Genomic DNA, 15,741 nt, shown 5'->3' with positions numbered 1-15,741 from the left:
GGCGGGACGATCAACCCGGCGTCTCGCTTCCCCGGGCCAGCGCCGCCCGGACCGCAGGCGCCACCACCGTTCCCAACAGCTCGATCGACCGCAACACCTTCTGGTGCGGCATCGTGCCGACCGTCACCTGCATCAGGAATCGCTCATGTCCGAACAGCTCGTGCTCGTAGAGGATCTTGTCGATTACCTGCTGCGGATCGCCCACCAGAAGCGCCCCGTGCGGCGAGCACTCCGCCTCGAAGCGTGCACGCGTGGGTGGCGCCCACCCGCGCTCCCGACCGATGCGTCCCATGGTGATCGAGTAAGGCCCATAGGCGTCGTCGATCGCCTGCCGAGCGTCATCGGCGATGTACCCGTGTGAGTTGATGCTGACGGGCACCTTCTCCGGATCGTGCCCGGCTCGCTGGAGCGCCTCGCGATACAGCTCGACGAAGGGGACGAAGCGATCGGGCGTTCCCCCGATGATCGCGAGCGCCATGGGGATCCCCAGCGTCCCCGCCCGCACCACCGATTGAGGCGTGCCGCCCACTGCGATCCACACTGGCAGCGGGTTCTGGACCGGGCGCGGGTAGATCCCCAGCCCCTCGATCGGAGGGCGGTACCGGCCACGCCACGTGATGTGGGTATCCTCCCGGAGCTTGAGAAGCAGCTCCAGCTTCTCCGCGAACAGCGCGTCGTAGTCGTCGAGGTCGTAGCCGAAGAGCGGGAAGGATTCGATGAAGGAGCCGCGTCCCGCCATGATCTCGGCTCGCCCACCGGAGATCAGGTCGAGCGCGGCGAACTGCTGGAAGACCCGAACCGGATCGTCGGAGCTGAGGACGGTGACGGCACTGGTCAGGCGGATCCGCTTGGTGCGCGCGGCGGCGGCCGCAAGGATCACAGCCGGCGCAGAGGAGATGTAATCGGGACGGTGGTGCTCTCCGATCCCGAAGACATCGAGGCCCAACTCGTCTGCCAGCTCGATCTCCTCGAGCAGGTTCCGCATGCGCTCCTGCTCGCTGATCAGCGCGCCGGTTTCCGGATCGGGTGTGCGCTCGACGAAGGAGTAGATTCCGATTTCCATTGCCCGGTCCGCAGGAGTCGCCTACCCGGAGACCTCGTCGCCGCGGAGCATCCGCAGGTAGCTGTCGTAGCGTTCCCAGCTCACTTCGCCCGCCTCGACCGCATCCCGTACAGCGCAGTCCGGCTCGTGCGAGTGGGTGCACGAGTTACCGTAGCGGCACCGCCCGAGGAGAGGGCCGAACTCCGGGAAAAAACGGTCCAGCTCCTCCTGCGGAATTGCCCACAGTCCCAGCTCCCGAAGACCCGGCGTATCGGCGACGTATCCCCCTTCCTTGAGCGGGATGAGCTCGGCGGTGACAGTGGTATGGCGCCCCTTGCGCACCGCCTCGCTGATCGCCCCGACGCGTAGCCTCAACCCGGGCTCGATAGCGTTCAGCAGACTGGATTTGCCGACCCCGGAGGGGCCGGTGAGGGCGGAGACCCGGTCGCGCACCCGCGCCCGCAGATCGTCCAGCCCGAGTCCGCTCACCACGGAGGTATAGAGCACCGGATAACCGATTGTCTCGTAGAGCGAGAAGGTGCGCCGGGCTTTCGCCTCGCCGACAAGGTCGACTTTGTTGACCACCACCACCGCGTCCAGACCGCTGCTCTCGCACAGCACGAGAAAGCGATCGAGCATGCGCAGGTGCGGACTCGGCTCGGCCGTGGCGAAGACCACCAGCACCTGGTCGACGTTCGCCGCGATCACTTTGGGCCGGTTGGCTCGACCAGGAGCGCGGCGAACCAGGGCGCTGTGCCGCTCGTGCACCTTCTCGATCGTCCACGGGGAGCTTTCCCCTGCGTCCGGCGGAGCCACCTCCACCCGGTCGCCCACCACCACTCGCTCATCCGGCCGCTGCTCCTGCTTCAACCTGCCACGCAGCACCGCCTCGCGCACGCCGGTCGGCGTCTCTACCTGATAGACGCCGCCCTGCGCGCGGAGAACGATGCCGGTGGTGGTTCTCATGCGAACGACTTTACCGCCGGGGCGTGGAGGAGGGCAACTGCCGCGTAGACTCCGCGACCGTGTCATCGCTGCAATGACCGGAAGCGATTCCGAGAGTAGCCCCTGCGACGGGCGAGAGCGGCCGCGGGAGGGCGCAGGTCTATCGACAGCGGGGTCCCGGCCAGGTACAGGGGCGTCTCGTTCCGCGGGGACGGATTGCAGGAGACGCGGATTGCAGCAGACCCAATCTCCGGGCGGCACCTGACCGGAAAAAGAAAGCGGCACCCCCTCTCGGAGGTGCCGCAGTCGCGGGAGACGTATCGTCGCTCAGGCCGCGAACGACGCCAGCGCCTCGCCTTCCTCTCCCTCGCGAAGCCGCTTCAGGGCGCGGTCGCGCAGCTGTCGAATCCGCTCCCGCGTGACGCCCAGAATGTCACCGATCTCCTCGAGCGTGTGCTCGCGCCCGCCCTCGAGGCCGAAGTAGAGCCGCAGCACCTTCGCGTCCCGCGGCTGAAGGGTCTCCAGCGCACGGCCGATGCGCTCCGTCAACAGGTGCTCCTCTACCTCCTCCTCGGTGAGGATTGCCTCCTCGGCGATGAAGCGGTCCATCAGCTGCGAATCTTCCGAATCGCCGATCGGCGCGTCCAGCCGGATCTCCGCCGCGTTGAGCGTCTGCAGGCTCTCCACGATCTCGGGAGAGAGACCGGTCGCCTCCGACAACTCCTGCGGGGAGGGGTCACGGCCGATCTCCTGCTTCAGCCGCTCCCTCTCACGGAAGATCTTAGCCAGGTCGGACGCACGATTCAGGGGCACGCGCACCGCCCGACCCTGGTTCGCCAGCGCCGAGAGGATGGCCTGCCGGATCCACCAGACCGCGTAGGAGATGAACTTCACGCCCTGGTCTGGATCGAACTTCCGGGCCGCCGTGACCAGACCTACATTACCCTCCTGGATCAGATCCGAGAGGCTCACGCCCCGGTTCTGGTACTTTTTCGCTACCGAGATCACAAAGCGCAGATTCGCCCGCACCAGCGCCTGCACCGCCTCCTCGTCACCGCTGCGCGCGCGGTGGCCCAGCTCGATCTCCTCCGGCGGCGTCAGCAGGTCGTGCGTGCTGACTTCCTTCAGGTACTGATCGAGGCTGGACTGATCCTCCTGGGCGACCTCTGCGAAGCCCTCGCGCAGGCGCGGGGTCTGCCGCTTCCGTCTCCGGGTTTTCCGTTCAGCCGTTGCCATGTATCAACTCGCCACTTCCGTGGACTTTTTTCAGTGAACGCCCGCGTTCGCAGCGCGTGACGTAGGGTGCAACCCTGCAAGTCTTCTGCCGGGGGGCGCTCGCAAAGGGCGCGCAGTATAGTTGCACGCTTCCTTCACGGCAAGCGGTTTTCGCTCCCCCCTGCAGTCACGCCTCCACCATGTGTGTTTGGGATGCAGGGCTGTGTACCGCTGAAGGTGGGCCAGGTTCCCACGTTACAGCAGTTCTTCCGGCTTGCCAGAATTCGAATCCGGACGTACTATTCATGATACACTTCCGGTAAATTCTCAGCTTCCGGTAATTCTCGGCACAAACGGGTCTCGCCACGAGTAGTAGCCCCTTCCGCTCCTCCCTCAGCGCTGTTCGCGTCAGGCTAAACGTCGTTCCAGCATGAAGATCCGCCTCATCGGCCTGCTTCTGTTAGCGGCCGGCTGTTCGCCGGCGTTTCGCATCGCTCGCCCGGAGCCCCCGCCTCCACCGCCGATTCGCGTCATCGCCGCTGACAGCGCCGAAGCGGAGAACCTCGACCGGCGTCCGCCGGATGAGACCCGTCTGCGTCCGTACCGGCAGGTGATCACCTCCCGCGCCGTCACGCAGGAGGGCCTCTTCAAGGTACATCGAATTGGGGACCGGCTCTTCTACGAGATTCCTCGCGAGGTTCTCGGCAAGGACCTGCTGCTGGTTACGCACATTGCCAAGAACACGCTGGGCGAGGGGTACGGCGGGCAGCCGGTGGGCAACCGCGTCCTGCGCTGGGAACGGCGTGAGAACCGGATCCTGCTTCGCAGCCCTTCCTTTGTGCTCACCGCGGACACTTCACGGGCCATCTACCAGGCGGTGGAGGCCGCGAATTACAGTCCCGTGCTCGCGAGCTTCCCCATCGAGGCGATGGGCCCCGACAGCGCGGCGGTGATCGAGGTGACACGACTGTACACCTATCCGCCCCCCGAGATGAGCGTGAGCGGGGTCCTGCGTGGCAATCTCGACCGTGAGAGATCGTATATAGAACGTGTGTCGGTCTTCCCCACGAACATCGAGGTGGAAGCGACACACACCTTCGTCGTGCCTCCGCGCTCGTCCGGCGCCCCGGGAACCGATTCACAATCCCGTACCGCCAGCGTGCTCGTCCACTGGAGCATGGTGGAGCTGCCGGCCGAGCCGATGCAGCCGCGCCTCCACGACAGCCGGGTGGGCTTCTTCTCCGTCACCCAGCAGGATTACGGCAGCGAAGAGCACCGCACCGCCCAACGCTCCTTCATCACCCGCTGGCGCCTGGAATGCCCGCCTGAGCAGTCGATCCCGTGCCATCCGGTCCGTCCGATCGTCTACTACATCGATCCGGCCACACCGCTGAAGTGGCGCCCGTACATCCGGCAGGGGATCGAAGACTGGCAGGCGGCCTTCGAGGCGGCCGGCTTCCACCAGGCGATCGTCGCGCGCGAAGCGCCCTCCCCCGCCGAGGACCCCGACTGGTCGCCCGAGGACGCCCGCTATTCGGTGGTTCGCTGGCTCCCCTCGACCATCGAGAACGCCGTAGGGCCGCACGTGCACGACCCGCGTACGGGCGAGATCCTCGAGGCGGATATCATGCTGTATCACAACGTCCAGAACCTGTTACGGAACTGGTACTTCGCGCAGGTGGCGCCGCTCGACCCGCGGGCGCAGCGCCTGCCCCTCCCTGACAGCTTGATGGGGCGTCTGATCCGCTTCGTGGTTGCGCACGAGGTGGGGCACACGCTCGGCTTCCCGCACAACCAGAAGGCGAGCTCCATGTACCCCGCCGACAGCGTCCGCAGTCGCTCGTTCGTCGAGCGGATGGGGCACACGCCGTCGATCATGGATTACTCGCGCTTCAACTACGTTGCCCAGCCCGAGGATAGCCTTCCTCTCCACACGCTCATTCCGGGCGTGGGGCCGTACGACCGCTTCGCCACCATGTGGGGCTACCGTCCGGTTCCGGGAGCCCGCACGCCCGAGGAGGAGTTGCCGACGCTCGATGCCTGGGCTCGTCGCCAGGACCATGAGCCGTGGCTTCGGTTCTCCACCACCGATACGAACGGCGCGGACATCGCCGACCACACCGAGGCGGTGGGCGACGCCGATGCGGTCCGGTCCACCGAGCTGGGGCTGCGCAACATCCGCCGGACCGTGCCGATGTTGATCCCGGCCACGGAGCGGCCCGGATATGACTATTCGGATCTGGCCGAGCTGTACGAGCGACTGATCGGCCAGTGGACCACCGAGCTGAGCCACGTCGTCAGCCTGGTGGGAGGCGTGGAATCGCAGGAGAAGTACTGGGGGCAGGAGGGTCCCCGCTTTGCCCCGCTGCCGCGAGAGCGTCAGGAGGAGGCAGTGGAGTTCCTCAACCGCGAGGCATTCACCACCCCTGATTTTTTCCTCGACCCGGACGTGCTCCGGCGGATCGAGGTCGATGGAGCGCTGACTCGGATCGGCAGGGCGCAGGCGCGGCTGTTGTCGCAACTGCTGAGCAACCCGCGGCTGCAGCGGATGACCGAATTCGCCGCGCTAGCCGAGGATCCGGAAGAAGCGTACACCCCGGCCGAGATGCTCACCGACCTGCGGCGCGGCATCTGGAGCGAGCTGCGTTCCCGGTCGGTGAAAATCGATCCCTTCCGGCGGAACCTGCAGCGGGCGTACCTGGACGAGGTGGATTCGAAGCTGAATCCTCCCGCCGGCGGTAACAGCTCGTCCATGCCCCTGACTGCTTCGCCGGCGCCGGGAGACATCCCCGCGCTGCTACGCGGAGAGCTGCGCACGCTGGACACGGAAATCCGCAACGCGATCTCCCGCTCCGCCGATCGGACTACCCGCCTGCACCTCGAAGACGCACGCGTGCGCATTCAGAGGATCCTGCGCCCTACGGCGTGAATGACGCCGTCAGGAACCCCGGGGTCCGCAGTCGGCAACCAGATCCGCCTGTAGGGGCGTCACCTTGTGGGCGCCCGCACTGCAGGAAATGAGGGTTCCGGGACGCCATCTCCAATCCGGTCGACCGCCCAAGGGCTCGCCGCCCGGGCAAGAGCCAATCTGCGCTCGCCCCCAGCATCTCCGTGGGGGCACCCACAAGAGGCGCCCCTGCAGAGTAACCCGCACCCGCACCCCCAGCCGGTATCCGGCAATTAGTAATTCGTAATTCGTAATTCGTAATCCCGGCCGCGGCGCCGGCAGCCGCCGTGAGTGCTGCTACTCCTCCTCCCAGCGCAGCACGATCTTGCCGAACGTCTGGTTGGCCTCCATCACGGCGTGGGCCTGACGGATCTCCTCAATCGGGTACACGCGGTCTACGACCGGCTTGATCCGTCCGGACGCAAACAGTGGTAACACGCTGTCCGAGAACTCTCGCGCAAGAGCGATCTTCTCCTCGACCGGGCGGGTGCGCAGAACGGTCCCCATCAGGGTCAGTCGACGCCGCAGGAGCAGCCCGAGATCGAGCTCGGCAGAAGCTCCGCCGACCAGTCCCACCACGATCGCCTTCCCGCGCGGCGCGAGCACTCTCAGGTCGTCCTGGATGAACCTGCCGCCCACCAGATCCAGGACCGCGTTGACCCCTTCCCCTTCGGTCGCCACCTTCACCTGCTCCCTCCAGTCCTGCTGCGAGGAGTCGATCCCCACGTCGAGGCCGAGCTCGAGCACACGCTGCAGTTTCGAGGCGGTGCGCGAGGTCCCGATCGTGCGCACCGAGGCGGCCCTGGCGAGCTGCACCGCGGCGGTGCCGACCCCGCTCCCGACGGCGTGGATCAGCAACCGGTCGCCCATCTGCACTTCGAGCTGTCGGAAGAGGGCGTCGTACGCGGTGAGAAAGGCTTCGGGAATTGCGCCGGCTTCCTCCCAGGAGAGGTTGTGGGGGATCCGCATCGCTTCTCGTTCGTGCACGCAGACGTATTCCGCGTGTCCGCCCCCACCGACGATGCCCATCACCCGACTCCCGACCGCCCACAAGCCTGCTCCAGACCCGAGCGCGTCCACGACGCCCGCGTACTCCAGCCCCGGAATGTCGGGTGGAAAATTGGCCGGGGCGGCATAGCCGCCCCGGCGCTGCAGAAGGTCGGCCCGGTTGAGCGCCGTCGTGCGTACCCGCACGCGGATCTGCCCGGGCCCCGGCTCCGGCACCTCCCTTTCCTGGATCTCCAGGACCTCCGGCCCACCCGGCCGGGTGATGACGACGGCTCGCATTCCGATCAGCGGATTACCATCGCATCACCCTCTCGGGCCGTGCAGACGCGGCTCCGACTCGGCCGCGCGCGGGCCGCCACTCCCCGCCAGCGGCGGGAAGCGGAGCGTCCCCTCGGCGCTGAAGGAGGCTCCCTCCAGCGCCAGGGCCAGCACCTCATCGATCGTCTCGACGGGGTGGATCTCCAGAGCCTTCAGGACCTCAGAGGGCAGATCCTCCAGGTCCGCGGTATTCGCCTTGGGGATGATCACCGTCTTGATCCCCGCGCGATAGGCGCCCAGCAGCTTCTCCTTCACCCCGCCGATCGGCAAGACGCGCCCGGTGAGCGTGATCTCGCCGGTCATGGCGACGTCCGAACGCACCGGACGGTCGGAGAGCGCCGACACCAGCGCCGTGGCCATGGCCACACCGGCGGACGGTCCGTCCTTCGGAATCGCACCGGCCGGCACGTGGATGTGGATCTCAGATCCCCAGGCCTTCCGGGGATCGATTCCGTACCGCACGGCGTGCGCCCTTGCGTAGGTAAGTCCTGCACGCGCGGACTCCTTCATCACGTCCCCGAGCTGCCCGGTGAGCACCAGGTTACCCATGCCGGTCGCACCGCTCTCGGCCTCCCCGGCAACCTGAGCACTCCGCTGCGAGGCGCTGACCTCGATGAACATGATGTCACCACCCATGGGCGTGTAGTACATGCCCGTAGCCACCCCGACGAGGTTCTCCCCACCGGCCTTCTCGGGGTGCACGCGCGAGCGACCCAGGAATTCCCGCACCTGCTTCTCACTGACGCGCACGCGCTTCGTCCGCCCGGCGGCGATGCGACGGGCCGCCTTGCGGGCCAGCTTCCCGATTTCCCGCTCGAGCTGCCGCACGCCCGCCTCACGGGTGTACTCCGAGATCACCAGACTCAGTGCCTTGGGGCTGATGCTGAACTCGTCGGCCTCGAGCCCTGCCTCCTCACGCTGGCGCGGAATCAGGTACCGCTCGGCAATCTGCTGCTTCTCCTGCTCCGTGTAGCCACGGAAGTCGACCGTCTCCATCCGGTCCAGGAGCGGCGCCGGGATGTTCTGGACGTAGTTCGCCGTGGCGATGAACAGGACCTCGGACAGGTCGAACGGCACGCCCAGATAGTGATCGGTGAACTCGTGGTTCTGCGCCGGGTCGAGCACCTCGAGCAGGGCGCTCGACGGATCGCCCTGCAGCGACACACCCAACTTGTCCACCTCGTCCAACAGGATCACTGGGTTGCGCGACTTCGCCTGCTTCAGCGCCTGCACGATACGCCCCGGCATCGCACCCACGTACGTCCGCCGGTGGCCGCGGATGTCTGCCTCGTCACGCACACCGCCCAGAGCGATGCGCACGTACTTTCGTCCCAGCGCGCGGGCAATGCTCTTGGCGATGGAGGTCTTACCAACGCCCGGAGGCCCCGTGAAGAGCAGGATCGGCCCCTTGGCCGTGGCCCGCGAAGTGGCCTCGACGCGCTCCCGGGTACCGTCGCTCGGCTCGGACTCTGCCGCCGGAGCCTGCTCTTCCACCGGCTGGTCCTCCTTCTCCGCCTCACTGTAGGCGCCATCCGAGCGGTCCGCGGAAGCCGCCGCTTCGGACGCTGCCGCTTCGCCAGCCGCATCGGCAGCCTCGGCCTCCGCCCGGGCGCGCTCTTCGTCCACCTCCTCGACCGCCCGCCGCGCGGCGAGCTGCCGCACCGCCAGGAACTCGAGCACCCGGTCCTTGACGTCCTGCAGGCCGTAGTGATCCTCCTCGAGGATCTCCTCGGCGGCTTTGAGGTCCAGCTTGTCCTCGGTCCGCTCGTTCCAGGGCAGGTCGGCGACGGTCTCGAGGTAGGTGCGGATGACCTGGTATTCCGCGCTCTGCGGACTGGTGCGCTCCAGGCGCCCGAGCTCGCGCTCGACCTCTTCCCGCGCTGCCTCGGGGAGCTGCAGCGCCTCGAGGCGACGACGCAGCTCCTCTGACTCGCGTCCCTCCTCGTCCTCACCCAGCTCGCGCTGAATGGCCTTGAGCTGTTCGCGCAGCAGCATCTCTCGCTGCCGCTCGCCCAGCTCCTCCTGCACCTGCTGCTGGATGTCCTCCTGCGCCTCGATCAGGGCGAGCTGCCGCTCGATCAGGACCAGCAAGGTGCGCAGCCGCTCCTCCACCGAGAGCATCTCCAGTAGACGCTGCTTGGTCGCGGAATCGACCTCCAGGTAGAACGTGACCAGGTCCGCAAACGGTCCCGGCTCCGTCACCCCGTCCAGGAACTGCTGGAGCATCTCGGGCGGAATTCCCCTCCGCTTGCCCAGCTCGGCCGCGCGCTCGCGTACCTCGCGGAAGAGCGCCTGGAACGCCGCGTCCTCCGGCGCCACCGGGTCGAGCTGCTCCATCGGCACCACGCCCGCGCGAAGCCCCTGGTCCGGCGTATCGGTGTAGTTGAGGGCCAGCGCTCGCTCCTCGCCGTGGATGAGGAGCTGCATGCCGCCGACGCCGCGCTGGACCTGAGCGATCCGCACGATGGTACCGACGGTGTAGAGGTTGTCGATCTCTACCTCGTCGCGATTCTCCTTCTGAGCCACGGCGAAGACCCTGCGATCCGCGCCGAGTGCCGCTTCGATCGCCTTCAGCGTCCCCGGCCGGCCGGCCGAGATCGGCACGGCGACCCCCGGGAAGACCACGGTCTCCCGCAGAGGCAGGACGGGAAGCATTATTCTTTCGCTCATGATCTATCCTTTCTCACAGTCGACTTCCGGCAACCTTCACCGGACGTCGTGTGCACCTTCGCCATTCTTTCTGGCCCGGGCGGCGTGTCCCGGAGCAAGTGCATAGCACAATCGCTGCCACCGTCGTACCCTCCCTCACAGGTGTTGTGCCGGGCCGAAACACACTGATTTTCTTGAATTTAAGTGCATTCCCGCCGGTTCTGCCGTATCGGCGGAACCAGCAAGATAACCGTGCCGCAACGGCATGGAAGCGCGCGTTCGTGGCAGGCCGGTCTCCGCGAGCCGCGCGCGTTTGCAAGCGGACAGCGCTGCGCCTATCCTGTCCCTGGAACCTGTTCGCCGCTGCTCGAAGGGAGAGCGATTGCGGAACGACTTCGTCCGAAACGATTCGCGCCCGGACACGATCGTACCCTGAACCGATTCGCTGATGCGTCCCACCACTGTCGGTGAGCTCCGTCGATCCGGATATCGTCCGCGCACGGTCAAGCAGGAGCTGCGCGAGAACCTGATCCAGCGCCTCCGGTCGGGGGAGCCGGTCCTGCCCGGCATCATCGGGTACGAGGACACCGTGGTGCCGGCGCTCGTCAACGCCATTCTCTCGCGGCACAACTTCATCCTCTTGGGGCTCCGCGGGCAGGCCAAGAGCCGAATCCTCCGCCAGCTCGTCGATTTGCTCGACCCCGAGATCCCGGTGCTGGCCGGCTCGGAGGTGAACGACGACCCCTTCAACCCCATCTCCAAGCAGGGCAGATTGCTGCTCGAGCAGCAGGGCGACGACGCTCCCATCGAGTGGATCGGGCGCGACTCGCGCTACGTGGAGAAACTCGCCACCCCCGACGTGACCGTGGCCGACCTGATCGGAGACGTGGACCCGATCCGCGCCGCGCGGGGAGGCCATCTTCTCTCTGACGAGCTCACCATCCACTTCGGCCTCCTCCCGCGCGCGAACCGGGGCATCTTCGCCGTGAACGAGCTCCCGGACCTGGCCGGGCGCGTACAGGTGGCCCTGTTCAACGTCATGCAGGAAGGGGATATCCAGATCAAAGGCTATCCCGTTCGCCTACCTCTGGACGTGCTGCTCGTCTTCAGCGCCAACCCTGAAGACTACACGGCGCGCGGAAAGATCATCACTCCCCTCAAGGATCGGATCGGAACGGAGATCCTCACCCACTACCCGCGCTCGATCGAGGACGGGATCGGGATCACCCTGCAGGAGGCCTGGCTCGATCGCGACGGTCGGCACATCGACATTCCGCCCTTCATTGCCGAGCTGATCGAACGCACCGCCTTCCTCGCCCGGGAGGACAAACGCATCGATCGCCGGAGCGGCGTCTCGCAGCGGATGCCGATTACGATGATGGAGACCGCCGTGTCCAACGCGGAGCGCAGGGCGGTAATCACCGGCGAAGAGGTCATCGTCCCGCGCGTGGCCGACGTCTATGCTGCACTGCCGGCCATCACCGGCAAGGTGGAGCTGGAGTATGAGGGGGAGCTGCAGGGTGCCGACAGGATCGCCCGCGACCTGATCGCCGCGGCGGCCAGGGATCTCTTCGACCAGTACTGGGACCCCGATCTACTCGGGGAGGTCATCGACTATTTCGACCGGGGCGGCGTCCTCCAGATCTCGGATACTGCCGGCGCTGAGGTTTGCTGGAAAGCCCTGGTTGCTGTGCCGGGGCTGGAGGACGCGTACCGCGAGTCCGCTCTCTACCCTCAGGAAAGTCGAGCCGCCGACGTTGCCGCGGTAGAGCTGATACTGGAAGGCCTTGCCGCGCATCGGCGCATCTCCCGGGCGGACAGCGGGGTCTTCACCCGCGCCCGGCAGGAGCGGCGGGGCAAGGGCGGAAGCTCAAATTTTCCTTACGGCCTGGATCTGGAGTGAGGGAGGATCAACTCAGGGCCGGGTAGAAACCTTCATCGCAGACCAGACACCACTTGGCTCCGTCGGCGGGGCGGAGCTTGACCGGGTGGGTCAGATCCCGCGGGCAGGTTTCCGAAAGGGCGAAGCCGCTCGGCTCAGGCGCCTCCTCGGGCGGGGGCAGGAAAGCACGACCTCGGGCGAGGGCCTCCCGCCGCGGTGCGAGGCTGGCGGCATCGAGGTAAAGGTACGCGAGCGCGAGCAGACCGACGAACCAGACGTCGCGATGATTCATCCCATACTTCTCCAACACGGGAATGGTCGGGGGAGCGGATGCGGATTCTACCCACCCCCATTGGAGAAGTTTCGGACGGCGCCCTCACTCCCTGTAGAGATCCGCTCGTGACCAGGGGAGCCCCGCGCGCCCATCCACCGGGCGCACCAGCAGGGACTGATTGACGCTGATGAGGGCGGTGTCGAAGTGGTAGATGCACCCCGCCAGGTACAGCTCCCACAGCCGGTAGAGCGGCTCGCCCGCGATCTCGATCGCCTCTTTCTGGCGCTGCCGGAGCCGTCGCAGCCAGTGCCGGATCGTCTCGGCGTAGTGCTCCCGCAGATTCTCCACGTCGCGGACCTCGAATCCGGCTGTCTCCGCCTCCAGGTTCGCTTCGCTTACCGGCATCAGCTCGCCATCCGGAAAGATGTAGCGCTTGCGGAAGTGCTGCTTCCCGACCATCACCGTCTCCAGCGCTCTGGAGACCATGTCGGTCAGACCCCGCGGCGGAATGTGTGGGCGGTCTGAGATCGCGTGGTTCAGGAAGAGGCCACCGGGCTTCAGCAGTCGAAACGCCTGCGAAAAGTACTCTGCGCGCCCCTGCCGACCGACGTGCTCGAACATTCCGATGCTCACGATCTTGTCGAAGGGCGGGCCGGTGAGGTCGCGGTAGTCGAGCAGCTCGAGGCGAATCAACTTCTCCAGACCCGCCTGCCGGACCCTCTCCCTTCCCAGCTCCAGCTGCGCGCGACTGAGCGTAACCCCCACGCCTTCCACGCCGTAGCGCTCCGCGGCGTAGATCAGCATCCCACCCCATCCGCAGCCGATGTCGAGCAGCCGCTCGCCAGGCTTCAGCCTGAGCTTCCGGCAGATCAACTCGAGCTTGGCTTCCTGAGCGGCGTCGAGATCCTCCGTTCCTGTGGGAAAGTAAGCGCACGAATACACCATGCGCCGGTCCAGGAAGAGCTGGTAGAAGTCGTTGCCTACATCGTAATGGTATTGGATCGCCGCCTGGTCCCGGCTCCGCGTGCCACGACGGCCTCTCAGCCGCGCCGGCGGATGAATTCCGTACTCTATGTCATTCCTGCCATCCGGGAGGCGTAGCCACCGCACGGCTAGTGAGGCGACCTCGGAGGGCGAGCTGAAGGCAGCCCGCGCCGCGGGGACGATGTCGAAGGCGGCGCTCATGTCCCCTTCGACATGAAAATCCCCCCGCAGGTACGCTTCCCCCATCGAAAGCTCCACAGGCGGGGTGAACATGCGCCGAAGGCTGCCCGGCGAGTTCAACACCAGCGTGAAGGCAGGCGTCCCTTCGACCGGCAGTGTCTCACCCGTCCAGAGGCGGATGCCGAATCTGCGAGGGGGCGGAAAGACCCGGTTGAGGAAGGCCGTGGTGGTGCGGATGGCTTTCGTGCTCGCGGCGGGAAGGGCCACCAGCGATGTCTCACTCATCGATTGCCTCCGTGCCCAGTCGGTGATGGGAATCGCGGGGGGACGGCGAGGGAGATCAGGCGACGCGGCGATCTCCAGTCGAGTTACGCGCTGCTTCGGCAATGGCAGCAGACGACGCCGCCCGCGGGTGGACCGTCACGCCCGCGAGCTGCATTCCCCATTGTGTGGCGGGCCCGATTGTCAGCGCGAACACGATGGTTCCGATACCAACCTGAGCGCCCATCAACCAGCCCGCGACCAGAACGGCCAGCTCGATGAAGGTGCGCACCCGACGGACGCTCAGCCCTCTGATCTCGCTGACGGCGATCATGAGCCCGTCCCGGGGGCCGCTTCCGAGCCCCGCGCCGAGATACATCCCCGTGGCGAGCCCGAAGACGATGATCCCCGCCCCGTAGTAAACGAAAGCCGTCAGGATGCCTCCGGCCTCAGGGGTGACCAGCAGCAGCAGGTCCATGAAGACGCCGATCATCACCATGTTCACCAGCGTCCCCAACCCGGGCCGTACTCCCAGAAACCAGGTTCCGAAGAGGATGGCCACCCCGACCAGGATGCTGACCGTGCCGACGGTAAGGCCAGTGATCCGATGCAGCCCGACGTGGAACGCGTCCCAGGGACCGAGCCCCAGGCGGCTCCGAATCATGAGCGCGACGGCGAGGCCACACCCGAATAGCCCGGCCATCAACTGGATCCACCGTTTTACCAGCTTGCGATCCACGGCGGATCCTCCGGGTTTTGCGAGCGTAGCCATCCACCTCTCTCGTCGATTGTGAAAGTACCAAGATATTCCGCCACCTCGCCACGATAAAGGGACGCCGGACGTTCGCCGTGGATGGCCGAGAAGTTGCGGCCGCGCGAAGTCGGGCGAAGTCGGACGAAATCGAGGCTTCGGAGGTGGCGATGCAGCGCTATGCGAGAGACTATCGCGGTCGGTACGACGAGTCTTTCAGCGGCCGCGCTCGGTTCGGACGGAGCCGTGAAGCGGGGCCGTGGCAGGAGTACCATCGGCGTTGGCAGGAGTACGATCGGCCGTTCCGGGGCGCCCTGCGGCGAGAGAGGTTCGGCTACGCCGCCAGCTACGATGCGCCCTTCCGGACGGGCAGCCGATCGCGCTACGAGGCGCGGTCACATGGACCGGTCCGCGATCAGGCGTTCGAACCCGAGCCCGGAAGGATGGAGTGGTATGGAGGGGGAGGATGGCGTCGGAAGCTGGAGGAGCCTGTCCGGGGCGAAACGGCGGACACGGTTCGTGCCGCTGAAATCATGACGCGCAATCCGGAGGCGGTCACAGCGGACACTCCGGTTCAGGAGGTTGCCCAGCGCATGCGCGACCTCGACGTGGGGGTGATGCCGGTGATCGAGAGCGAAGAATCGCAGCGCCTCGAGGGAATCGTCACCGACCGGGACATTGCCATCCGGGCCGCCGCGGAAGGGAAGGACCTGAAGAAGACGGCGGTCCGCGAGATCATGTCGAAGGATCCGCACACCGTCTTCGAGAACGATCATGTGCGGGATGTCTTCGCGCTGATGAAGCGCGAGCGCGTGCGTCGCGTTCCGGTCACCGGCAGGGACGGGTCGCTGGTGGGCATCATCTCACAGGCCGATCTGGCCGTGAACTACGCCGGTCTCGATCTGCAGCGCGAGACCGAAGTCGAAGAGGTGATCGAGCGGATCTCCGAGCCGGCGCGTCCGCGGTGGGGACGAGAGGGTGCGCCCGACGACCGCCGCGTCGGACGACGCCTGAGGCACACGATCGACGTGGATCTTCCCGGTCGGGTGCGAAGTGGTTGGCAGGCGTTGCGGCGCGAGGCGCGCGGGTTGATGCGGCGCGGGTACGACGCGGGGTGGCGCTGATGCCGCGGGGCTGACCCTGATTCGGCCATCGATTCTGGTCCGACACTTCTCGACCGTCGCTGGTGCGGGGCGCGAGTAAGCGCCCGCACCGGTTGCCGGCTCCCTCCCTCCTGCCAACATTAGCCATGCGTTGCGTGTACCACTAGCGGAACGCCCTCGCG

Annotated in this window: 11 protein-coding genes; 3 read left to right on the top strand and 8 right to left on the bottom strand. The window is 66.6% G+C overall.

The window, feature by feature from the left end:
- Positions 1-10: 10 nt before the first annotated feature.
- The 3 genes from VF167_17590 to VF167_17580 form a co-directional block, all read right to left on the bottom strand.
- A complete protein-coding gene (locus VF167_17590) occupies positions 11-1,063 on the bottom strand; it encodes an LLM class flavin-dependent oxidoreductase (GenBank protein ID HEX6927242.1) in 1,053 nt (350 codons plus the stop codon).
- A 21-nt stretch (positions 1,064-1,084) separates the two neighbouring features.
- Complete coding sequence (rsgA, locus tag VF167_17585; protein ID HEX6927241.1) at positions 1,085-2,008, bottom strand: ribosome small subunit-dependent GTPase A; 924 nt, start codon at positions 2,006-2,008, stop codon at positions 1,085-1,087.
- A gap of 306 nt (positions 2,009-2,314) precedes the next feature.
- On the bottom strand, positions 2,315-3,223 hold the full coding sequence (locus tag VF167_17580) for an RNA polymerase sigma factor RpoD/SigA (protein ID HEX6927240.1): 909 nt from the start codon (positions 3,221-3,223) through the stop codon (positions 2,315-2,317).
- Between the two features lie 409 nt (positions 3,224-3,632).
- On the opposite strand from VF167_17580, the gene VF167_17575 reads away from it, so the two are divergent.
- A complete protein-coding gene (locus VF167_17575; protein HEX6927239.1) occupies positions 3,633-6,131 on the top strand; it encodes a zinc-dependent metalloprotease in 2,499 nt (832 codons plus the stop codon).
- A 315-nt stretch (positions 6,132-6,446) separates the two neighbouring features.
- Here VF167_17575 and VF167_17570 read toward each other — a convergent pair whose 3' ends face one another.
- Positions 6,447-7,436: an NAD(P)H-quinone oxidoreductase gene (locus VF167_17570; protein HEX6927238.1), complete on the bottom strand. Its 990-nt coding sequence runs from the start codon at positions 7,434-7,436 to the stop codon at positions 6,447-6,449.
- A gap of 24 nt (positions 7,437-7,460) precedes the next feature.
- Positions 7,461-10,145 (bottom strand): endopeptidase La, encoded by a 2,685-nt coding sequence (gene lon / locus VF167_17565; protein ID HEX6927237.1) that lies wholly within the window; start codon positions 10,143-10,145, stop codon positions 7,461-7,463.
- 427 nt (positions 10,146-10,572) lie between these two features.
- Between lon and VF167_17560 the strand changes: the two genes are divergently transcribed.
- Positions 10,573-12,027, top strand: coding sequence for a hypothetical protein (locus VF167_17560; GenBank protein HEX6927236.1), 1,455 nt, complete (start codon positions 10,573-10,575; stop codon positions 12,025-12,027).
- Between the two features lie 7 nt (positions 12,028-12,034).
- On the opposite strand, the gene VF167_17555 is transcribed toward VF167_17560, so the two are convergent.
- From VF167_17555 to VF167_17545, 3 genes are all read right to left on the bottom strand, one after another.
- On the bottom strand, positions 12,035-12,298 hold the full coding sequence (locus VF167_17555; GenBank protein ID HEX6927235.1) for a hypothetical protein: 264 nt from the start codon (positions 12,296-12,298) through the stop codon (positions 12,035-12,037).
- An 84-nt stretch (positions 12,299-12,382) separates the two neighbouring features.
- Positions 12,383-13,729, bottom strand: a complete 1,347-nt coding sequence (locus tag VF167_17550; protein HEX6927234.1) for a cyclopropane-fatty-acyl-phospholipid synthase family protein — start codon at positions 13,727-13,729, stop codon at positions 12,383-12,385.
- A 55-nt stretch (positions 13,730-13,784) separates the two neighbouring features.
- Positions 13,785-14,444, bottom strand: a complete 660-nt coding sequence (locus VF167_17545) for a hypothetical protein (protein HEX6927233.1) — start codon at positions 14,442-14,444, stop codon at positions 13,785-13,787.
- A 182-nt stretch (positions 14,445-14,626) separates the two neighbouring features.
- On the opposite strand from VF167_17545, the gene VF167_17540 reads away from it, so the two are divergent.
- Positions 14,627-15,580 carry a CBS domain-containing protein gene (locus VF167_17540; GenBank protein HEX6927232.1) on the top strand — a complete coding sequence of 318 codons (954 nt, stop codon included), beginning with the start codon at positions 14,627-14,629 and terminating at the stop codon, positions 15,578-15,580.
- Positions 15,581-15,741 lie beyond the last annotated feature (161 nt).

The organism is Longimicrobiaceae bacterium (assembly GCA_036375715.1).
In the GTDB taxonomy this organism is placed as follows: domain Bacteria; phylum Gemmatimonadota; class Gemmatimonadetes; order Longimicrobiales; family Longimicrobiaceae; genus DASVBS01.
Note: the sequence above shows the minus strand (reverse complement) of the source record. Positions and strands in the feature narration are given on the sequence as shown.